Annotated in this window: 18 protein-coding genes; 10 read left to right on the top strand and 8 right to left on the bottom strand. The window is 60.6% G+C overall.

Annotated elements, in window-relative coordinates:
• Positions 1 to 69: 69 nt before the first annotated feature.
• Both metK and AABM52_RS28515 read right to left on the bottom strand, forming a co-directional pair.
• Positions 70 to 1,260, bottom strand: a complete 1,191-nt coding sequence (gene metK / locus AABM52_RS28520) for a methionine adenosyltransferase (protein ID WP_008050251.1) — start codon at positions 1,258 to 1,260, stop codon at positions 70 to 72.
• Between the two features lie 18 nt (positions 1,261 to 1,278).
• A complete protein-coding gene (locus AABM52_RS28515) occupies positions 1,279 to 2,274 on the bottom strand; it encodes a metalloregulator ArsR/SmtB family transcription factor (protein WP_046039312.1) in 996 nt (331 codons plus the stop codon).
• Between the two features lie 261 nt (positions 2,275 to 2,535).
• Between AABM52_RS28515 and tkt the strand changes: the two genes are divergently transcribed.
• From tkt to fba, 6 genes are all read left to right on the top strand, one after another.
• Positions 2,536 to 4,533: a transketolase gene (gene tkt / locus AABM52_RS28510; protein WP_347909539.1), complete on the top strand. Its 1,998-nt coding sequence runs from the start codon at positions 2,536 to 2,538 to the stop codon at positions 4,531 to 4,533.
• A gap of 151 nt (positions 4,534 to 4,684) precedes the next feature.
• Positions 4,685 to 5,737 (top strand): erythrose-4-phosphate dehydrogenase, encoded by a 1,053-nt coding sequence (gene epd, locus AABM52_RS28505; protein ID WP_223541337.1) that lies wholly within the window; start codon positions 4,685 to 4,687, stop codon positions 5,735 to 5,737.
• Positions 5,738 to 5,749: 12 nt separating this feature from the next.
• Complete coding sequence (locus AABM52_RS28500) at positions 5,750 to 6,913, top strand: phosphoglycerate kinase (protein WP_347909538.1); 1,164 nt, start codon at positions 5,750 to 5,752, stop codon at positions 6,911 to 6,913.
• 35 nt (positions 6,914 to 6,948) lie between these two features.
• Complete coding sequence (locus AABM52_RS28495) at positions 6,949 to 7,170, top strand: hypothetical protein (RefSeq protein ID WP_347909537.1); 222 nt, start codon at positions 6,949 to 6,951, stop codon at positions 7,168 to 7,170.
• Positions 7,171 to 7,226: 56 nt separating this feature from the next.
• A complete protein-coding gene (locus AABM52_RS28490; RefSeq protein WP_347909536.1) occupies positions 7,227 to 7,568 on the top strand; it encodes an MliC family protein in 342 nt (113 codons plus the stop codon).
• A 119-nt stretch (positions 7,569 to 7,687) separates the two neighbouring features.
• Positions 7,688 to 8,752: a class II fructose-bisphosphate aldolase gene (gene fba, locus AABM52_RS28485; RefSeq protein ID WP_007981624.1), complete on the top strand. Its 1,065-nt coding sequence runs from the start codon at positions 7,688 to 7,690 to the stop codon at positions 8,750 to 8,752.
• Between the two features lie 104 nt (positions 8,753 to 8,856).
• Here the strand turns inward: fba and AABM52_RS28480 are convergent, their stop codons facing one another.
• On the bottom strand, positions 8,857 to 9,525 hold the full coding sequence (locus tag AABM52_RS28480; RefSeq protein ID WP_347909535.1) for a polysaccharide lyase family 7 protein: 669 nt from the start codon (positions 9,523 to 9,525) through the stop codon (positions 8,857 to 8,859).
• Positions 9,526 to 9,848: 323 nt separating this feature from the next.
• Here AABM52_RS28480 and AABM52_RS28475 point away from each other — a divergent pair, with 323 nt between their 5' ends.
• Genes AABM52_RS28475 through AABM52_RS28465 form a run of 3 tightly spaced genes read left to right on the top strand, consistent with a single transcriptional unit; the run spans position 9,849 to position 12,842 of the window.
• Positions 9,849 to 11,972, top strand: a complete 2,124-nt coding sequence (locus AABM52_RS28475; protein WP_347909534.1) for an EAL domain-containing protein — start codon at positions 9,849 to 9,851, stop codon at positions 11,970 to 11,972.
• Between the two features lie 45 nt (positions 11,973 to 12,017).
• Positions 12,018 to 12,509: a M48 family metallopeptidase gene (locus AABM52_RS28470; protein ID WP_347909533.1), complete on the top strand. Its 492-nt coding sequence runs from the start codon at positions 12,018 to 12,020 to the stop codon at positions 12,507 to 12,509.
• A 36-nt stretch (positions 12,510 to 12,545) separates the two neighbouring features.
• The gene (locus tag AABM52_RS28465; RefSeq protein WP_102672284.1) at positions 12,546 to 12,842 is read left to right on the top strand and encodes a helix-turn-helix domain-containing protein; all 297 of its coding nucleotides are present in this window, start codon (positions 12,546 to 12,548) and stop codon (positions 12,840 to 12,842) included.
• Between the two features lie 52 nt (positions 12,843 to 12,894).
• On the opposite strand, the gene AABM52_RS28460 is transcribed toward AABM52_RS28465, so the two are convergent.
• A complete protein-coding gene (locus AABM52_RS28460; RefSeq protein WP_347909532.1) occupies positions 12,895 to 13,347 on the bottom strand; it encodes a GNAT family N-acetyltransferase in 453 nt (150 codons plus the stop codon).
• 258 nt (positions 13,348 to 13,605) lie between these two features.
• On the opposite strand from AABM52_RS28460, the gene AABM52_RS28455 reads away from it, so the two are divergent.
• Complete coding sequence (locus tag AABM52_RS28455; protein WP_347909531.1) at positions 13,606 to 14,343, top strand: transporter substrate-binding domain-containing protein; 738 nt, start codon at positions 13,606 to 13,608, stop codon at positions 14,341 to 14,343.
• 72 nt (positions 14,344 to 14,415) lie between these two features.
• Here AABM52_RS28455 and yccS read toward each other — a convergent pair whose 3' ends face one another.
• The 4 genes from yccS to mdtD all read right to left on the bottom strand — a co-directional run bounded on the left by yccS (position 14,416) and on the right by mdtD (position 21,053).
• The gene (gene yccS, locus AABM52_RS28450) at positions 14,416 to 16,599 is read right to left on the bottom strand and encodes a YccS family putative transporter (protein WP_347909530.1); all 2,184 of its coding nucleotides are present in this window, start codon (positions 16,597 to 16,599) and stop codon (positions 14,416 to 14,418) included.
• Between the two features lie 262 nt (positions 16,600 to 16,861).
• Positions 16,862 to 18,040 (bottom strand): NAD(P)/FAD-dependent oxidoreductase, encoded by a 1,179-nt coding sequence (locus tag AABM52_RS28445; protein ID WP_347909528.1) that lies wholly within the window; start codon positions 18,038 to 18,040, stop codon positions 16,862 to 16,864.
• A gap of 142 nt (positions 18,041 to 18,182) precedes the next feature.
• Positions 18,183 to 19,520 carry an ATP-dependent RNA helicase DbpA gene (gene dbpA, locus AABM52_RS28440; protein WP_256678226.1) on the bottom strand — a complete coding sequence of 446 codons (1,338 nt, stop codon included), beginning with the start codon at positions 19,518 to 19,520 and terminating at the stop codon, positions 18,183 to 18,185.
• Between the two features lie 105 nt (positions 19,521 to 19,625).
• On the bottom strand, positions 19,626 to 21,053 hold the full coding sequence (mdtD, locus tag AABM52_RS28435) for a multidrug transporter subunit MdtD (RefSeq protein WP_347909527.1): 1,428 nt from the start codon (positions 21,051 to 21,053) through the stop codon (positions 19,626 to 19,628).
• Positions 21,054 to 21,202: the final 149 nt, after the last annotated feature.

The following is a 21,202-nucleotide window of genomic DNA, read 5'->3' as shown; positions in this document are numbered from 1 at the left end:
CAAACACAAGGCAATAAAAAGCCCCGCAAGGCGCGAACCGTGCGGGGCTTCGGGTGTTGCGGGGAAGTCTTACAGGCCGGCAGCAGAACGCAGGGCGTCGGCGCGGTCGGTTTTTTCCCAGGTGAACGTGGTGAAGGTGTCGTCACCTACGGTCTTGGTCGCCGGGGTGCGACCGAAGTGGCCGTACGCAGCGGTTTCCTGATACATCGGGTGCAGCAGGTCGAGCATGGTGGTGATTGCGTATGGACGCAGGTCGAACACTTCACGGACCAGTTTGACGATCTTGTCGTCGCTGATCTTGCCGGTGCCGAAGGTGTTCAGCGAGATCGAAGTCGGCTGGGCAACACCGATGGCGTAGGACACCTGAATCTCGCAGCGCTCGGCCAGGCCGGCGGCAACGATGTTCTTGGCTACGTAACGGCCAGCATAGGCCGCCGAACGGTCAACCTTCGATGGATCCTTGCCGGAGAATGCGCCGCCGCCGTGACGGGCCATGCCGCCGTAGCTGTCGACGATGATCTTGCGACCGGTCAGGCCGCAGTCACCCACCGGGCCGCCGATGATGAACTGGCCGGTCGGGTTGATGTGGAACTGGGTGTCCTTGCTCAGCAGTTCGGCAGGCAGCACGTGCTTGACGATCAGCTCCATCACGCCTTCGCGCAGGTCGTTGTACGACACTTCCGGGTTGTGCTGGGTCGACAGAACGACGGCGTCGATACCGACAACCTTGCCGTTTTCGTAACGGCAGGTCACTTGCGACTTGGCGTCCGGGCGCAGCCAAGGCAGCAGGCCGGATTTACGGGCTTCAGCTTGCCTTTGTACAAGCTGGTGCGAGAACGTGATCGGTGCAGGCATCAGCACGTCGGTTTCGTTGCTGGCGTAGCCGAACATCAGACCCTGGTCGCCGGCGCCCTGATCTTCAGGCTTGGCACGGTCAACACCCTGGTTGATGTCTGGGGACTGCTTGCCGATGATGTTCATCACGCCGCAGGTCGCGCCGTCGAAGCCGACGTCGGAGCTGGTGTAGCCGATGTTGGTGATCACGTCACGAACGATCTGCTCCAGGTCAACCCAGGCGGAAGTGGTGACTTCGCCGGCGATGATGGCCACGCCCGTTTTCACCAGAGTCTCGCACGCCACACGGGCGAACTTGTCTTCAGCAATGATGGCGTCCAGCACCGCATCAGAAATCTGGTCGGCGATTTTGTCCGGATGCCCTTCAGACACGGACTCGGAGGTGAAAAGGGAGTATTCGCTCATCTCGATGTTTTCCTGAAATTACCGATGGTGAGTGTCGCCAGCCGGTCGCTGAAAATGGCGGACCTGGATCTGGAAACCATTACGTAAGCCTACATAGAGGCTTTCCCCGGGAACGAGTCCCGCAGCGGTGGCCCAACGGGCCAGATCGTCCTGTTCAAACCCCAGCCAGAGATCACCGCAGGCCTCCTTGGCCCAACTCTGGTTGTGGCTACATAACTCTGTCACTAACAGGCTACCGCCTGGTTGCAGCAAATTGGCCATGTGCTTGAGCGCATCGGCCGGCGCGGCAAAATGGTGCAGCACCATGTTCAGTACAACGCAATCGGCCTTGAGGCTGACGCCGTTCAATGCATCGGCCAGTTGCAGGCTAACGTTAGTCAGCTTGTCGCGTTCGCAGACCTGGCGCGCCAGTTCGAGCATTGCGCTGCTGTTATCCAGCGCCGTGACTTGCGCGAAGCGGCGCGCCAGTTCCGGCAGGAATGCGCCATCGCCGGGGCCGACTTCAATGGCCGTGGCGTCTTTGTCGAAGCTCAGCTTGTCGAGCAGGGCCACCACGCTTTCGCGGTATTGCGGCAGGCCGGCGATCAAGTCCTGCTGGGCGCGAAACTTCTCCGCCACCCGTGAGAAAAAGTCCTGGCTGGCGGCCGCCCGTTGCCCATGGACCTGGGTGATGCGCGACTGTACGTCGGTCGGCAGCGTCAGGTTGTCCACTTCTTCGAGCAGGGCTGCGTGCAATTTGCCGCCCAGCAGTTCGGTGTGGGGCAGGGCGCGACGGTAGAAAATCGCATTGCCTTCACGGCGGGTCGCCACCAGATCGGCCTGGGCCAGTACCTTGAGGTGGTGGCTCATGCCTGACTGGCCGATGCCGAAGATCTGCGCCAGTTCCAGTACGCCGAACGAGTCGTTGGCCAGTGCGCGCAATACATTCAACCGCAGGGGATCGCCGCCGGCCTTGCACAAGGCTGCCAGCTCATCGCAATCGTCATGTTGAATGGAAGGCACGCGTAAATTCATAAGGCCGGCAGTCTAGTCACGGGTCGAAGGCATCGCAAGAGCAATATCAAAAAGTTTTGATATTGCTCGATAGATGGCACTTCTTAACGTTAGCTTCAGTCAACAAACGGACGGCGGAAAGGTTTCACCAGGCGAAACCGTCGTTATCCATTGGAAAAACGCCTTCAGATGACTATCTGTCATTGCCCCGAGGCGTCCCGGTGAGGGAAAATGCTCGCCTTTTTTCCGATTCGTTTTATTCAAGCCCCCAGGAGAACAGCGATGCCTAGCCGTCGTGAGCGTGCCAACGCCATTCGTGCCCTCAGCATGGATGCCGTGCAAAAAGCCAACAGCGGCCATCCCGGTGCCCCGATGGGTATGGCGGATATCGCCGAGGTACTTTGGCGCGACTACCTCAAGCACAACCCGAGCAATCCATCGTTCGCCGACCGTGACCGCTTCGTGCTGTCCAACGGCCATGGCTCGATGTTGATCTACTCGCTGCTGCACCTGACCGGCTACGACCTGTCGATCGATGACCTGAAGCAGTTCCGTCAACTGCACAGCCGCACCCCGGGCCACCCGGAACTCGGCTACACCCCGGGCGTTGAAACCACCACCGGTCCACTGGGCCAGGGCCTGGCCAACGCCGTGGGTTTTGCCCTGGCTGAAAAAGTCATGGCGGCGCAGTTCAACCGTCCTGGCCACAACATCGTCGATCACCACACCTATGTGTTCCTGGGTGATGGCTGCATGATGGAAGGCATTTCCCACGAAGTCGCTTCCCTGGCCGGTACCCTGGGCCTGGGCAAGCTGATCGCTTTCTACGATGACAACGGCATCTCCATCGATGGCGAAGTCGAAGGCTGGTTCACCGACGACACGCCGAAGCGTTTTGAGTCCTACAACTGGCAAGTGATCCGCAATGTCGACGGTCACGATCCGGAAGAGATCAAGACGGCGATCGAGACGGCCCGCAAGAGCGCGCAGCCAACCCTGATCTGCTGCAAGACAACCATCGGTTTCGGTTCGCCGAACAAGCAAGGCAAGGAAGATTGCCACGGCGCCCCATTGGGTGACGCGGAAATCGCCCTGACCCGTGCGGCGCTGAAGTGGAATCACGGCCCGTTCGAAATCCCGGCCGATATCTACGCCGAGTGGGACGCCAAGGAAGCAGGTAAAGCCGTGGAAGCCGAGTGGGATCAGCGTTTCGCTGCCTACTCCGCCGCGTTCCCGACTGAAGCCAGCGAACTGGTGCGTCGTCTGAGCGGTGACCTGCCGGCTGACTTCAGCGAAAAAGCCTCGGCCTACATCGCCGAAGTGGCGGCCAAGGGCGAAACCATCGCCAGCCGTAAAGCCAGCCAGAACGCCCTGAACGCGTTCGGCCCGCTGCTGCCTGAGTTCCTCGGCGGTTCGGCCGACCTGGCCGGTTCCAACCTGACCCTGTGGAAAGGCTGCAAAGGCGTCACCGCCGAAGACGCCAGCGGCAACTACATGTACTACGGCGTGCGCGAGTTCGGCATGACCGCGATCATGAACGGCGTTGCCCTGCACGGCGGCCTGGTGCCTTACGGCGCGACCTTCCTGATGTTCATGGAATACGCCCGCAACGCAGTGCGCATGTCGGCCCTGATGAAGCAGCGTGTGATCCACGTCTACACCCACGACTCCATCGGTCTGGGCGAAGACGGCCCGACTCACCAGCCAATCGAGCAACTGGCCAGCCTGCGCTGCACGCCGAACCTCGACACCTGGCGTCCGGCCGATGCCGTTGAGTCGGCAGTGAGCTGGAAATACGCACTGGAGCGCAAGGACGGTCCTTCGGCCCTGATCTTCTCTCGTCAGAACCTGCAGCACCAAACCCGTGACGCCGGCCAGATCGCCGACATCAGCCGTGGTGGCTATGTGCTCAAGGACTGCGCGGGCGAGCCTGAGCTGATCCTGATCGCCACCGGTTCGGAAGTCGGCCTGGCCGTTCAGGCCTTCGACAAACTGACCGAGCAGGGCCGCAAGGTTCGCGTGGTTTCCATGCCGTGCACCAGCGTGTTCGATGCCCAGGACGCCGGCTACAAGCAATTGGTCCTGCCGTTGCAGGTCAGCGCCCGTATCGCCATCGAGGCTTCCCATGCGGACTACTGGTACAAGTACGTGGGCCTGGAAGGCCGCGTGATCGGCATGACCACCTACGGCGAGTCGGCGCCTGCGTCGGCCTTGTTCGAAGAGTTCGGCTTCACCCTGGAAAATATCCTGGGTCAGGCTGAAGAGCTGCTGGAAGACTAAATCCGGAAATCGGGTTGTCTGAACTGACGCTATCGCGAGCAAGCTCGCTCCCACATGGACGGTGTACACCCTGTGGGAGCGAGCTTGCTCGCGATGACAATGGAACTTACAACACTGTACTGACGGATTCACCACGGTAATCGAGAACCCCATGCCTCAACCGCGTCCCTACAAAGTTGCACTCAACGGCTACGGCCGGATTGGTCGTTGCGTCTTGCGTGCGTTGTTCGAGCGAGGCGAAAAGGCCGGGTTCGAGATTGTCGCGATCAACGATCTGGCGGACATGGCCAGCATCGAATACCTGACACGCTTCGACTCCACCCATGGCCGGTTCCCCGGCGAAGTGAAGGTCGACGGCGATTGTCTGCATATCAATGGCGACTGCGTGAAGGTCCTGCGCAGTGCCACCCCCGAAGGTATCGATTGGGCGTCCCTGGGCGTCGATCTGGTGCTGGAGTGTTCTGGCGCTTATAACACTCGCGAAGACGGCCAGCGTTTCCTCGACGCCGGCGCCCCGCGTGTGCTGTTTTCCCAGCCGATGGCCAGCGAGACGGACGTCGACGCGACCATCGTCTATGGCGTGAACCAGGATTGCCTGACCGGCGACGAGTTGCTGGTGTCCAACGCGTCCTGCACCACCAACTGCGGCGTGCCGCTGTTGCGCCTGTTGAATCAGGCCATTGGCCTGGACTACGTGTCGATCACCACCATTCACTCGGCGATGAACGATCAGCCGGTCATCGATGCCTATCACCACGAAGACCTGCGCCGTACCCGTTCGGCGTTCCAGTCGGTGATTCCGGTGTCCACCGGTCTGGCGCGTGGTATCGAGCGCCTGCTGCCGGAACTTGCCGGCCGAATTCAGGCCAAAGCCGTGCGGGTGCCGACGGTCAACGTGTCCTGCCTCGATATCACGATGCAGACCGCCACCGCGACCGACGCCACCGAGGTCAACCGGATCCTGCGCGAAGCCGCTACCAGCGGCCCGCTCAAAGGCCTGCTGGCTTATACCGAGTTGCCCCACGCAAGCTGTGATTTCAACCATGACCCACATTCGGCGATCGTCGATGCCAGTCAGACCCGCGTTTCCGGCCCACGGCTGGTGAACATCCTGGCCTGGTTCGACAACGAATGGGGTTTTGCCAACCGAATGCTGGACGTTGCAGAACACTATCTGCAAACAGCAACTTCAAAAAAACCGTAGGAAGTGCGACCCATGACCGTGTTGAAGATGTCCGACCTCGATCTGCAAGGTAAGCGCGTATTGATCCGCGAAGACCTCAACGTCCCAGTCAAGGACGGTGTTGTCACCAGCGATGCGCGTATCCTGGCCTCGCTGCCGACCATCAAGCTGGCCCTGGAAAAAGGCGCGGCCGTGATGGTCTGCTCGCACCTTGGCCGTCCGACCGAAGGCGAGTTTTCGGCCGAGAACAGCCTCAAGCCAGTCGCTGACTACCTGAGCAAGGCCTTGGGCCGCGAAGTGCCACTGGTAGCTGACTACCTGGGCGGCGTCGACGTGAAAGCGGGCGACATCGTGCTGTTCGAAAACGTGCGCTTCAACAAAGGCGAGAAAAAGAACGCCGACGAACTGGCCCGGCAATACGCCGCCCTGTGCGACGTGTTCGTGATGGACGCCTTCGGCACCGCTCACCGTGCCGAGGGCTCGACCCACGGCGTGGCCAAGTTCGCCAAGATCGCTGCTGCCGGCCCGCTGCTGGCCGCTGAACTGGACGCGCTGGGCAAGGCCCTGAGCGCTCCGGCCCAGCCGATGGCGGCCATCGTTGCCGGCTCCAAGGTGTCGACCAAACTCGACGTGCTGAACAGCCTGAGCCAGATCTGCAACCAGTTGATCGTTGGCGGCGGCATTGCCAACACCTTCCTGGCTGCTGCCGGTCACCCGGTCGGCAAGTCGCTGTACGAGCCGGACCTGCTGGACACAGCTCGCGCCATCGCCGCCAAAGTCAGCGTACCGCTGCCAGTGGACGTGGTGGTTGCCAAGGAGTTCGCCGAAAGCGCCGCTGCGACCGTCAAGCTGATCGCTGACGTCGCTGCCGACGACATGATCCTGGACATCGGCCCGCAGACCGCTGCCAACTTCGCCGAGCTGCTCAAATCGTCGAAAACCATCCTGTGGAACGGTCCGGTCGGCGTGTTCGAGTTCGATCAGTTCGGTAATGGCACCAAAGTGCTGGCCCAGGCCATCGCGGACAGCGCGGCGTTCTCCATTGCCGGCGGTGGCGACACCCTGGCGGCCATCGACAAGTATGGCGTGGCCGAGCAGATCTCCTACATTTCTACCGGTGGCGGCGCGTTCCTCGAATTCGTCGAAGGCAAGGTCCTGCCAGCCGTTGAAGTCCTGGAAAGCCGGGCCAAGGTCTGAGGGTCGCCCCTTTGACCAGGCAAGGGAGTGTTGAAATGGTCAAGACGTTAGCGCTGTTGATCGTCGCAGGTTCGCTGGTGGCGTGCGGGAGTAACCCGAAGGCCACTGCGGAACCGGCGCCGTCCAAGTCGGACAAAGGCTGCTACCAGGCTGACTGGCAGGCGGAAACCAACCCGGTGCTCAACAAGCGTTCCGGGCCGGAAGGCCTGGACAAATACGAGACCCAGGTACCCGCCAAGGAACATGGCTGCCCTTGACGGGTCTGACTCATTACTCAGGGCTGGCAGCGTGCGCCGTCAGTCGAGGGACACGGATGAAAGGTTTTATCGCCGTTGCGGCGCTGGCGCTATTGGCCGGTTGTGCTCAGTTCAATCAGTTGAACCCGTTCCAGTCGTCCGCGCCTGTGGATAACTGGACCATCTGGACCTGCGACAGCCAGGCCAAAGTGCTGTGGCGCTACACCGACGACAGCCGCAGGGAAGTCGACGTGCGCCTGGGTGGTGCCGATCAGGTCTACCGCTTGAAGCAGGAACCGGGTGCATCGGGTTCGCTGTACAGCAATGACATGCTGGCGTTTCACATAAAAGGTGAGGAAGGCCTGGTTTACTGGGTCGCCACCAATGATTTGATCGGCCGCGGTTGCAAGGCTGAGTAAAACGAAGAACACCGAATCCGCAGTCCGGGCCAACCCCCGATCTGCAAAAACTTGAATAGCCGCCGCCGCTCCGGCAGGCTGGCACGATTAACGACCCTCAACCGGGAGAGATACACACAATGGCACTTATCAGCATGCGCCAGATGCTGGACCACGCAGCCGAGTTCGGCTACGGCGTTCCAGCCTTCAACGTCAACAACCTTGAGCAGATGCGCGCCATCATGGAAGCCGCTGACAAGACTGACTCCCCGGTGATCGTCCAGGCTTCGGCCGGCGCCCGTAAATACGCTGGCGCGCCATTCCTGCGTCACCTGATCCTGGCTGCGATCGAAGAATTTCCGCACATCCCGGTGTGCATGCACCAGGACCACGGCACCAGCCCTGACGTCTGCCAGCGTTCCATTCAACTGGGCTTCAGCTCGGTCATGATGGACGGTTCCCTGGGCGAAGACGGCAAGACCCCGACCGACTACGACTACAACGTGCGTGTCACCCAGCAGACTGTAGCCATGGCTCACGCCTGCGGCGTTTCGGTAGAAGGCGAACTGGGCTGCCTGGGTTCGCTGGAAACCGGCATGGCCGGTGAAGAAGACGGCATCGGCGCCGAAGGCGTTCTGGATCACAGCCAGATGCTGACCGACCCGGAAGAAGCCGCTGACTTCGTAAAACGCACTCAGGTTGATGCCCTGGCCATCGCCATCGGTACCAGCCACGGCGCCTACAAGTTCACCAAGCCGCCTACCGGCGACGTGCTGGCCATCGACCGTATCAAAGAGATCCACAAGCGCATTCCGAACACCCACCTGGTGATGCACGGTTCGTCTTCGGTTCCGCAAGAGTGGCTGGCGATCATCAACCAGTACGGCGGCGACATCAAGGAAACCTACGGCGTACCGGTTGAAGAAATCGTCGAAGGCATCAAGCACGGCGTGCGCAAGGTCAACATCGACACCGACCTGCGCCTGGCATCCACTGGCGCAATGCGTCGCCTGATGGCCACCAACCCGAGCGAGTTCGACCCGCGTAAATTCTTCGGCGCCACCGTTACCGCCATGCGCGACGTGTGCATCGCCCGCTACGAAGCCTTCGGCACTGCCGGCAACGCTTCGAAGATCAAGGCGATCTCGCTGGAAGGTATGTATCAGCGTTATCTGAAAGGTGAGTTGAACGCCAAGGTCAACTGAGCCTGAGCGTTAAACTGCCTTGATGAAAAACCCGTCGAGAGGCGGGTTTTTTGTGGGCGATGATCCATGGTCGGCGCTCCCACAGTGTCAACGATGCCTCGACATCATTGATTGTGATCGATATCCAGCTTGCTGAACGTCACTTTGCCGCCTTCAGTGGTGTACCCGGTGTTGTCCTGCACATAGACCCCGGCCTTGAAGTACAGCGGTTTGTCGCGCCAGGTTGTGCTGATTTGCGTATCCCATTGATAACCTGCCGCGCTGATGCCCAAGGCGCCACCGGGGCTGAGGTGAATGAGGTAGTTGAACTCCTGGTCGAGTTTCACCCCCGTCGCAACGATGATCACCCGGCCTGTATCGTCATCGGGATGCATCCGGACCTTGGCGACGATATTGCCGGTGCCTGTACTGGTTTTGTATTGGTATTCGACCTTCACCAGAGGTTTCTGGCTTTGATAGGCATGGATCTGGCCGATGACGATCTTCCCGGAACTTGGCACCTGATTTACTGCCAGAGTGGCATGCAACAAATTGTCGGCCTCCGGGTAGTACCAGTTTTTCAACGTGCCGTTGCTGTAGGTTTCACGCAATTCGGTGCGCGGATAAATCGCGTTTTCGGTACGTGAGCCGGTCACGGGCGACCAGAAAAACAATGTGCCGGTGTCGGAATGGAAGTATTGATCCTTGAAGCCGTCCACCAGTTTGGAGGTTTCGACGGTGTACGGCGGGCTGCCGACGGGAACGCTGAGGTTCCATGTTGCGAGATCGATCATGTCGGTTCTTCCACTTGATTGATGCTGCACGGGGGTACCAGAAGCTCTAGACCGCACCTTTGGGGCGGCCTTTATAAGCGTAGCGGGAGATTTTGTTAACGCCCGTCTGACGGGTGGTTGACGTCAACATCCTGTCGAAATGCCATCTTTTCCGGGTTTCATCGGACTGGGCATTCGACCGTTAGTCGGTAAAAAGACACAATGATAAAATGATGGCTCACTGACACCTTCTGCTTTCGCAGAACCGGGTCTAGAGTGAAAGCACAGTATTTGTCCGGTTTTCACGAGAAACCGGCCTGACACCCCGCAATTAGAGAAGCAGCATGGAATGCGCGCAACCAACGCCAGTAGAAGGCGGCTCAACCTTATTAGTCGTCGACGATTACCCTGAAAACCTGATCAGCATGCGCGCGTTGTTACAGCGACAGGGCTGGCGGGTCATTACTGCCACTTCGGGTTTTGAGGCCCTCGGCTTGTTGCTTGAACACGATATCGACCTGGTTCTGCTGGACGTGCAGATGCCGGGCATGGACGGTTATGAAGTGGCGCGCCTGATGCGCGGTAGCCAGCGGACCCGTCTCACGCCGATCATTTTCCTGACTGCCAACGAACAGTCCCAGGACGCAGTGATCAAAGGCTATGCCAGTGGTGCGGTGGATTACCTGTTCAAACCGTTCGACCCACAGATCTTCACGCCCAAGGTCCAGGCGTTGCTCGAACACCAGCGTAACCGCCGGGCCTTGCAGCGCCTGAGTCATGATCTGGAAGCGGCTCGTGCCTTTAATGCGTCGGTGCTGGATAACGCAGCCGAAGGCATTCTGGTATTGGGTGAGGACGGTGTGATTCGTTTTGCCAATCCGGCGATGTCACGGTTGCTCAATGCCCCGGTGCAGGAACTGCAAGGCAAGGAGTTTCTGGACTACCTGCAAAAGCCGCATATCCCGATCTGGGCCGATTCCGAGTTGCTGGCCGGATACAAGCGCGGCGAAACCCTGCGCCTGCACGATGCCCAGCTACGAACGGCGCCCGGCCAGCAGGTGCCGGTGGCTTTGTCCTGCGCTCCATTGCCCGCCGAGCAACACGCGATGGTCGTGACCGTGCTGGACATGTCGGTGGTGCGCCATCTGCATCAACAACTGGAATTTCAGGCGGTCACCGATCCGCTGACTGGATTGCTCAACCGCCGGGGTTTCTACCAGACCGTTGAGAACCTGCTGCTGCGCGGTGAGCGTTCCGACAGCTCCTGGGTCTTGATGTACCTGGACCTCGACGGCTTCAAGCGAGTCAACGATTCCCTCGGGCACGATGCCGGCGATCGGGTGCTGCGCTGGGTCTCCGAACAGTTGAAGGCTTGCCTGCGGCCTTTCGACATCCTGGCACGGATGGGCGGCGACGAATTCACCGCGCTGCTGGATCTGGAGGTCCCCGAGCAGGCGGCGAAGATTGCCGAGAAGCTCATCGAGCGAGTATCGATCTGTCAGCAGATCGACGGCCTCGATATCGCCCTGGGTGCAAGCATCGGTATCGCTACGTTCCCTGATTGTGGCGCCAATCTCGACGGCATGCTGCGGGCGGCCGACATCGCCATGTATGAAGCCAAGCGTGCCGGTCGCCAGCAATATCGCTTCTACGATCATGAAATGAACGGCCGGGCACGCACGCGACTGATGCTGGAAGAAAGTGTGCGCATGGCCATCGAGAACCGGGATTTCAATCTGGTGTATCAGCCTCAGGTTGCGATTGCCGACGGGCGGATTCGTGGCTTCGAGGCCTTGTTGCGCTGGCAGCATCCGAGTGTTGGCGATGTCCCTCCGGGGCTGTTTTTGCCATTGCTGGAGGAGGCGCGGCTGATCAGTCGCCTGGGCAGCTGGATCTACCATCGCGGCGCCGGGCAACGCAAAGCCTGGGAGTCCCTGTTTGCCGAGGACCTGGTGCTCGGCGTCAGCTTGAGCAGTACGCAGTTCGGCATGCCCAACCTGGTCACCGAGTTGCGCCAGGTGCTGGAGCGCCATGGCCTGCAGCCGCGTCAGCTGGAAGTCGAGGTCACGGAGGGGGCCTTGATGCACAACCCCGAAGAAACCCGCAAGCAATTGCGCCTGCTGCACAATCTGGGCGTACGCGTGGCATTGGATGACTTCGGGGCCGGCCCCTGTTCCCTGACCCACTTGCGCGACCTGGAGCTGGACACCCTCAAGATCGACCGTCATTTGATTGCCCGGTTGCCGGAGTCGGCAAAGGATACGGCGCTGGTGCGCAGTGTGATCGACCTGTGCAGGCAGTTCGGGATGCTGGTGATTGCCGAAGGGGTGGAGACCGTCGCGCAGTATGAATGGCTGCAAGCCAACGGCTGTGAGTATGTGCAAGGTTTTCTGGTGGCCCGGCCGATGATGGCCGAAGACACGGGGGTCTTTGTCCAGCCGTTTGACTGGAGCGCGCTGGCTCGCTGAATTCGCTACACTGGCGACCTTTCAGTGACCTGTATTGCCGTCCCGATGACCGTGTTGAAATATCTCCAGGCTTATCCCGCTAACTTGCAGGATCAGGTGCGCCAGCTGATCGCCGACGGTCGGCTGGGCGATTACCTGAGCCAGCGTTATCCACAAAAGCATGGGGTGCAGAGCGACAAGGCACTGTACACCTATGCTCTGGACCTCAAGCAGGAGTACCTGCGTAATGCCCCGGCCATCGACAAGGTGCTGTTCGACAACCGTCTGGACCTGACCCACCGTGCCCTTGGCCTGCACACCACGATTTCCCGGGTGCAGGGTGGCAAGCTCAAGTCCAAGAAGGAAATCCGCATTGCTTCGCTGTTCAAGGAAGCGCCTTCCGAGTTCCTGAAAATGATCGTGGTGCATGAGCTGGCGCACTTCAAGGAATCGGACCATAACAAGGCATTCTACAAACTGTGCGAACACATGCTGCCGGGTTATCACCAGGTGGAATTTGATGTGCGGGTGTACCTGACGTGGCGGGACATGCAGTAACTATCGCCGCCGAGAATCGCAACAAGGAGTGTGTGGATGGACGTGAGCAAGACCAAGAGCAGCTTCTATCGCCGGTTATACGTGGCGTACCTGATCGACAGTGGGCTGGCCAGCAGCGTCCCGGCGCTGACCGATGTCACCGGCATGCCCCGGCGCACGGCACAGGACACCATCGCGGCGTTGGCGGATCTGGACATCATTTGTGAGTTCGAGCAGGAGGAGGGCGCGCGCAACCATGCGGGGCGCTATCGGATTCGCGAGTGGGGGGCAATTGATCGCGGGTGGATCGAGCGTAATCTGCGGCAGATCAAGGCGGTGCTGGAGTATCCCTGAGATATGCGTTGCCTGAGCTGACGCCATCGCGAGCTTGCTCGCGATAGGGCCTTCAGGAGCGACGCATCCCGATGTGTGGAATGCCATCTTCCACATATTCCTCACCCGCCACGACAAACCCGTACCGCCCGTAATACCCCTGCAAATGCGCCTGGGCCGAGAGGTAGACCGGCAGGCCAGGCCAGTATTTCTCGATCTGTTTCAATGCCTGCTCCATCAGCTCATGCCCCAGGCCTGCGCCGCGTGCCTGAGGGGCAATGATCACCCGCCCGATCACCACGTCGCCGCCCTGTGATTGCGGGTCGAGCAGGCGCAGGTAGGCCACCAGTCGGTTACCGTCCCAGGCCATCACGTGGCAGGTGTCGCCTTCCAGGTCCTGGCCATCAATATCCTGGTAAACGCATTTTTGCTCGACGACGAACACTTCTGCACGCAACTGCAAAATGGCGTACAGCTGCTCCTTGCCCAGGTCGCTGTGGTGTTTGCAGATCCAATCGACTGTCATGTTTTGATTCCCTGAAAACGTCGTTCCGATACTAAGCGCACTCACGCCAGAAGTCTTTATGGCGGAAGAATCTGTGACAAAGGCCAAAATGCCATCATTCATTTTTCGCGCCGATGTCTTCTTTGTGTAATCTGGATCGAAGCGCTGTGCTGTGGCTTCGATGAGCTAATGTTGAGTACCCGGGTCTCGCCGGTACAGGGGCCTTGGGGTTTTGGCTGAAAACACGTCGGGCAACCTGCCCGCTAAGGATTTTCTGGCATGCCGCGAATGCATCGAGCTTTTGCCTTGATTGGATTGCTGTTGCTGGTTCAGGGAGCGGCAGCAGAAAAGCTGCGGCTGGTCGCTGATGTCTGGCCACCCTTCACCGACGCCACGCTCGTCAACGGTGGTTTGGCCACGGACATTGTCAGTACCGCGCTCGCCAGGGCCGGCTATGCCAGTGATTTCGAACAGGTGCCCTGGGCACGGGCCTTGATGGGATTGGGCGAGGGCCGATACGACGTGCTGGTCAACGCCTGGTACACCGAGGAGCGGACCAGGCTTGGCCAGTTCTCCGGCGAGTACCTGCTCAATCGCGTGCGCTTTCTCAAGCGCAAAGACGCGCCCATCGAATTCAATAACCTGCAGCAATTGCACACTTATCCGATTGCCATCGTGCGTGGTTACGCCTATTCGCCCCCGTTCGACAACGACGAGTCGTTGCAGAAAATCCCTGTGCACAGTTTCGCCATGGCGGTGCGCATGCTCGCGGCCGACCGGGTCAAGCTGACGCTGGAAGATGAATACGTTGCCCGCTACTACCTGGCCCGTGAATCACCCAAGGTGCGTAATGCCGTGGAATTCCTGCCCAAGGCGTTGAGCGAGAACAGCCTGCATATCATGGTCAGTCTGAAGAATCCCGAGCATGCGCGGATCGTCGCCGGTTTCGACCGGGAGATTGCGGCGATGAAGGCGGACGGGAGTTATGACAAGTTGATGAGACAGCATGGGATGTGAGTGGGTTTATCCGGATTCTGTGCTGTTGTTGATGGCCTGCTCGCGATGAGGTCCGCCCGGACACCACAGATCTCAATCCTCACTGGTGTCCTTGATCAGATGCGCCGCCAACGTCCTCAGCGGCCCCAGCTGCCGGCAGATCAGCGCCAGTTGTGTTTGCACCAACCGCTGTCCCTCATCGATTTCATCAGGCATCTGTTCCAGTTCATTGGCCAGTGCTTCTTCTTCATCGCTCTGAATCTCGATCGAAGACTTGCTCGCCAGCCCTTGGGCGATCGCGTCGATGCTGGCGGCCAGTTTCGCCCCGGCCCCTTCGATCAAGTGCTCGCGTACGTCAGTCGGCAGTTGGGTTTCCCGATGCGCACCCAGGCCCGACAGGTAGCTGAGTAGCGTGTGTGACAGCACCAGGAAGCGGAAGCCCACATCCGCTTCCTTTCGGAAATGCCCCGGCTCCATCAACATGTTGGCCAGCGTGGTCGACAGCGCCGCGTCGGCGTTGTGCGCGTTGCGGCGGGCCAGGCGGTAAGTCAGGTCGTCGCTTTTGCCTGCCGCGTATTGCTGCATGATCTGACGCAAGTAAATGCTGTTGCAGGCCAGGGTGTTGGCCAGCACTTTGTTCAGGCGTCGGCCCTGCCAGTCCGGCAGGAACAAGAACACCGCCAGCCCGGCAATCAGGCTGCCGAGCAAGGTATCGAACAGCCGGGGCAGGAACAGCCCGTAACCGTCGCCCACCTGGTTGAAGCAGAACAGCACCATCAGGGTGATTGCCGCCGTCGCCAGGGTGTAGCGGGTGGTGCGGTTGGTAAAGAACACCACCCCGGCGGCAATGGCGAAACACGACTGGATCAACGGGTTCGGGAACAGGTCGAACAGCGCCCAGGCCAGGGTCAGGCCGATGGCGGTGCCGATGATCCGTTGACCAAGTTTGCGGCGAGTGGCGCCGTAGTTCGGTTGGCAGACGAACAGCGTGGTGAGGATGATCCAGTAGCCCTGGGACGGGTGAATCAAATGCACCATGGCGTAGCCGATGCTCAAGGCCAGGGGCAATCGCAGGGCATGGCGGAACAGCAGCGAGGTCGGTGTCAGTTGCGTGCGCAAGCGCAGCCACACGTCCTTGAGGCTGCGCGGCGAACGGTCGAGCAGGCTGCTGTCGGTGGCGTCGGCCAGGGCGTCGGGGTTACTGGCATCGCTGAGCAAACGGTCGAGAGTGCCGAGGTTGGCGGCCAGCGCCCGCAGTGAGCGCAGCAAACCGCGCCAGGCCGGGTTGCTCTGGATGCGCAGGTGTTCGAGAGAGGCATCCAGGTCGCTCAGGGCCTCGGCGAAACTGGCGTCATAGGTGAACGGCTGGCGCATCTGGATCGATTCGGCCAAGGCCCGACAGGCCTTGCCTTGCTGGCGCAACAGGCGTTGGCAGCGGAACAGCACGTCACTGTGGAAGAAGGCGTCGGCCAGGGCGTTGTAAGGGTAGTGCGAAGAGCTGGCGCGCTCGTGGATGTCCTGGGCGAGGAAGTACAGCTTGAGGTAGCGGCTGACTTTCGACCCCGGGCGACCATTGCCGACCCGGTGCAGGATGATCTCCTTGGCGGCGTTCAGTGCCGCCACCACCCGGCCGTTCTGCTGGGCCAATTCCAGGCGCCGCGCCTCCACGTCCATCTGCCGGATCGGCTCGAACAGCGAGGATTTCAGCTTCAGGTAAAAGCCCAGTTCGCGGAACAGGCGCGCCAGGCTCTGCTGCACCGGCTGATTGGAAAACAGCGCCTGCCACAACACCGACAGCACGCCGTACCAGGCTGCGCCGGCCACCAGCAACAACGGCTCATGCCAGACATCGGTGACCGCACCGCCACGCTGGTCCACGCCGATCATGGTGTAGACCGAAAGGATCAACGTCGCCGAGGCAATCGCGCCATAGCGCTCGCCGAGGGCGCCGAGCATGGTCAGGCAGAACGCAGCCAGGGCGAAGGCGATGATAAACAGCGAGGGGTAGGGGAAGAGCAGTTCAACGGACAGGGCGGCGACCGCGAAACACACCAGCGTCACCGCCAGCGCGTTGAGACGGCCCTGCCAGCTGTCGTCGGTCTCGGCCAGGGCACTGGCGATAATCCCCAGGAACAAGGGGATCAGCAGGCCCATTTCATCCTGATACCAACACAGCGCCATGGTGCCGGTCAGGGCAATGAATACCCGCACGCTGTAGCTGAACTTATCCAGCGCCCAAAGGCGACGCAGAGACTGGTGGAACGAAGTCGATGACATGAAATGCGAAGGCCTTCCGAGGCAATGACGCTAAATTGAGCCACTAATGACGCCGACGCAATGGCGTCGATCACATCAGACAGCAAAATCTGTTCCTTTGAGCATTGGTGATCTGGTTGATCACAAGTTTTGTGGATGGCCGAGAAACCTGTGGGAGCGAGCTTGCTCGCGATGGCGGCCTGTCAGTCAACATCTCTGTTGAATGTTATGGCCTCATCGCGAGCAAGCTCGCTCCCACAGGGGGATTGTGTAGGTTTTTGAATCAGACGTACTGCGCGGCGGCGTAACCGGAAGCCCACGCCCACTGGAAATTGAATCCGCCCAGATGTCCGGTCACGTCGAGCACTTCACCAATGAAGTACAGCCTTGGGCTTTTCAGCGATTCCATGGTCTTGGACGACACTTCATTGGTGTTGACGCCGCCCAGGGTCACCTCGGCGGTGCGATAGCCTTCGGTGCCGGCGGGCACGACTTTCCAGCTCGCCAGTTTTTCCGCGATATCGGCCAGTTCCGCGTGGGTGTACTGCTTCATCGGTTTGGAGACGAACCAGTTGTCCGCCAGCAGGTTGGCCATCTTCTTGGTGAAGATTTCACCAAGCAGGGTTTTCAGCTCGCTGTTGGGACGTTCGGCCTGTTGCTGTTGCAGCCAGTCCGGTACGTCGTGATCCGGCAGCAGGTTGATCTCGACGGTATCGCCGGATTCCCAGAACGACGAGATCTGCAAAATCGCCGGGCCGCTGAGGCCGCGGTGGGTGAACAGGATGTTCTCGCGGAAGCTCTGGTCGTTGCAGCTCACCAGACAGTCCACCGACGTACCGGACAGCTCAGTGCACAAGGCTTTGAGTTGATCGGTGATGGTGAACGGCACCAGACCGACGCGGGTCGGCAGCAGCTCGTGGCCGAACTGTTTGGCCACCTGGTAACCGAAACCAGTGGCGCCCAGGGTCGGGATCGACAGGCCGCCGGTGGCGATCACCAGGGATTCGCAGGTTATCTGGTCGAGTGTCGTGTCCAGCAGGTAGCCGCTTTCGAGCTTCTCGATGGTCTGGATCGAGGTGTCCAGGTGCAGGCTGACGCCGACCTGATCGCACTCGTTGAGCAGCATTTCGAGGATGTCGCTGGATTTGTTATCGCAGAACAGCTGGCCGAGTTTCTTCTCGTGGTACGGCACGCCGTGCTTGGCCACCATGCCGATGAAGTCCCACTGGGTGTAGCGGGCCAGGGCGGATTTGCAGAAGTGCGCGTTTTGCGAGAGGAAATTGCTCGGCTCTGTGTACATGTTGGTGAAATTGCAGCGGCCACCGCCCGACATCAGGATTTTCTTGCCGGCCTTGTTGGCATGGTCGAGCAACAACACCTTGCGCCCACGCCCGGCGGCGGTCAGTGCACACATCAACCCTGCGGCGCCAGCGCCAATGATCACGACTTCGGTAGAGCGCAAAACGGTGTCCTCTAAATGTGTCACCAAAAAAACAATTGTGGGAGCGAGCTTGCTCGCGATGAGGTCGGCACATTCAACATAGATGTTGTCTGACAGTCCGCCATCGCGAGCAAGCTCGCTCCCACAGGGATATGCGTCGTTCTTACAGGATGCGAACGCGCAACGAACGGCCCTTGATCTTGCCGTCGTTCAAGCGTTGCAAGGCCTGCTTGGCGACGCCGCGCTCCACGGCCACATAGGCCTGGAAGTCGAAAATCGCGATCTTGCCGACCTGGGCGCCGGGGATGCCGGCGTCACCGGTCAGTGCACCGAGAATGTCGCCCGGGCGAACCTTGTCCTTACGACCGGCAGCGATGCACAGGGTGCTCATCTGCGGCAACAGCGGACCACCACCCTTGGAGGTGAGGTTGTCCACCTGATCCCAGGTCAGTGGTGTCTGCTGCAATTGCTCGATGGCCTGGGCGCGCTGCGCTTCGGACGGCGCCACCAGGCTGATCGCGAGGCCTTTCTCACCGGCGCGACCGGTACGACCGACGCGGTGAATGTGGATTTCCGAATCACGGGCCAGTTCGACGTTGATCACCATGTCCAGGGAATCGATATCGAGGCCGCGGGCGGCGACGTCAGTGGCGACCAGTACCGAAGTACTGCGGTTGGCGAACATCGCCAGCACCTGGTCGCGGTCACGCTGTTCCAGATCGCCGTGCAGGCCGACGGCGGAGATGCCTTTGGCGGTCAGGTGGTCGACGGTTTCCTGAACCTGCTGCTTGGTGTAGCAGAAAGCCACGCAGGAGGCCGGGCGGAAGTGGCCAAGCACCTTGGTCACCGCACTCATGCGGTCATCCGGGGAAATCTCGTAGAAGCGCTGCTCGATCTGCGTGTCGTCGTGGAACGCCTCAGCCTTCACCTGCTGCGGATTGCGCATGAACTTCGAGGCCAGCTGCTTGATGCCTACCGGGTAGGTGGCGGAGAACAGCAGGGTCTGGCGACGCTCCGGGGCCTGCATGATGATTTCTTCGATGGAATCGTAGAAACCCATGTCGAGCATGCGGTCGGCTTCGTCGAGGATCAGGGTGTTCAGGCCGTGGAGCACCAGCGAACCCTTGCGCAGGTGCTGCTGGATGCGTCCCGGGGTGCCGACGATGATGTGCGCGCCGTGTTCCAGCGAAGCGATCTGCGGGCCGAGGGACACGCCGCCGCACAGGGTCAGGACCTTGATGTTGTCTTCGGCACGGGCCAGGCGACGGATTTCCTTGGCGACCTGGTCTGCCAGTTCGCGGGTCGGGCACAGGATCAGCGCCTGGCAACCGAAGTAGCGCGGGTTGATCGGGTTCAGCAGGCCGATACCGAAGGCGGCGGTCTTGCCGCTGCCGGTCTTGGCCTGGGCGATCAGGTCCATCCCCTTGAGGATCACCGGCAAGCTTTGCGCCTGGATCGGCGTCATCTGGGCATAACCGAGGGAGTCGAGGTTAGCCAGCATGGCGGCGGACAGCGGCAAAGTATTAAATTCGGTGGCGATGGTGGTCACGGGACTGGCCTGCAAAACAAAATGTCGCGCAGTGTACCAGTCCGGTGGCCATTCGCCCTAAGGCTCTATGTGTTCTTCCGGACGCTTAACTCGCCGTCCGTCATTTTTTGACAGTTGCGAGAAGATCGTAGCGGCCAGCATCGCCATGATTCCCACGGTCACGAAGGTCAATTGGAATGCCCCCAGGATCGTGTCCACGCCATCATTGCCAATTTCCGCGGTAAAGCCACCGAGCAACGCACCGGCGCACGCAACCCCCAGGCTCAGGGACAATTGCGCGACCACCGACAGCAGGCTGTTGCCGCTGCTGGCGCTGGCGTCGTCGAGGTCGATCAGGGTCACGGTGTTCATCGCGGTAAACTGCAAGGAGTTGATCGCGCCGAGAACTGCCAACAGACAGAGCAGCAGCCAGTACGGCGTCTGCTCGCTGACCAGGCCCATGCTCGCCAGCATGATCCCCAGGGCCAGGGTGTTGCCGGTGAGCACGATGCGGTAGCCCAGGCGCTCGATCAGTGGCCGAGCCACCCATTTGGCGATCATCGCCGCCGCCGCCAGCGGCAACATGCTCATCCCGGCCTGGGACGGCGAATAGCCCAGCGCCACTTGCAGCAGCAACGGCACCAGAAAGGGCAGGGCGCCGCTGCCGAGGCGGGCGAACAGGTTGCCGAGAATGCCCACGGCAAAGGTCCGGGTCTTGAATAGCGACGGCGCAAACAGCGGGTTCTCGATATGCCCGGCGCGCAACCAGTACGCCGCCAGGCACGCCATGCCACCGAACAGCAACAACATCACCCGCAGGTGCGGCAGGTGCAGTTCGCCCAAGCCCTCCATGGCGATGGTGATCAGAATCATCGCCGCGCCGAACAGCACGAAGCCCAGGCTATCGAAACGCGTGCGCTCGGAACCGCGCAGGTCCGGGATGAATTTCCACACGGCGTAGCAACCGACCAGCCCCACCGGCAGGTTAATCAGGAAGATCCAGTGCCAAGTCAGGTATTGCACCATCCAGCCGCCCATGGTCGGGCCGATCAACGGGCCGAGCAGCCCGGGAATGGTGATGAAGCCCATGATCCGCACCAGTTCCGAGCGCGGGTAGGCGCGCAACACCACCAGCCGCCCGACCGGCAGCATCAAGGCGCCGCCCAGACCCTGGATCACCCGGGCACCGATCAGCATGCTCAGGCTGCTCGACAATGCGCAGAGCAGCGAGCCGAGGCTGAACAGCAGAATCGCACTGAAGAAGATTTTCCGGGTGCCGAAACGATCGGCGATCCAGCCGGACGCGGGAATCAGCAAGGCGACCGTGAGCATGTAGGCGATGATCACGCCCTGCATGCGCAATGGATCTTCGGCCAGGTCCCGGGCCATGGCGGGCAGGGCGGTGTTGAGAATCGTCCCGTCGAGGGACTGCATGAAGAAGGCAATGGCGACCACCCAGGGTATCCAGCGGGCGGTTACAGCGTCGAGAGGCGGGCGGTTGGGCATGGGACCTCAATTGGGTTGGCAAGGACCATTGTGGCGAGGGGGCTTGCCCCCGTTGGACTGCGAAGCAGTCCCAGCTCAGCAAATGCGTTTCGCCAGAAAACACGCATTCGCTGGATTTACGACGGCTTCGCCGCCGAACGGGGCGGTGC

It is taken from the genome of Pseudomonas grandcourensis (genome assembly GCF_039909015.1).
Lineage (GTDB): Bacteria > Pseudomonadota > Gammaproteobacteria > Pseudomonadales > Pseudomonadaceae > Aquipseudomonas > Aquipseudomonas grandcourensis.
The sequence above is the reverse complement of the archived record's forward strand: the minus strand, read 5'-3'. Positions and strand labels throughout refer to the sequence as shown.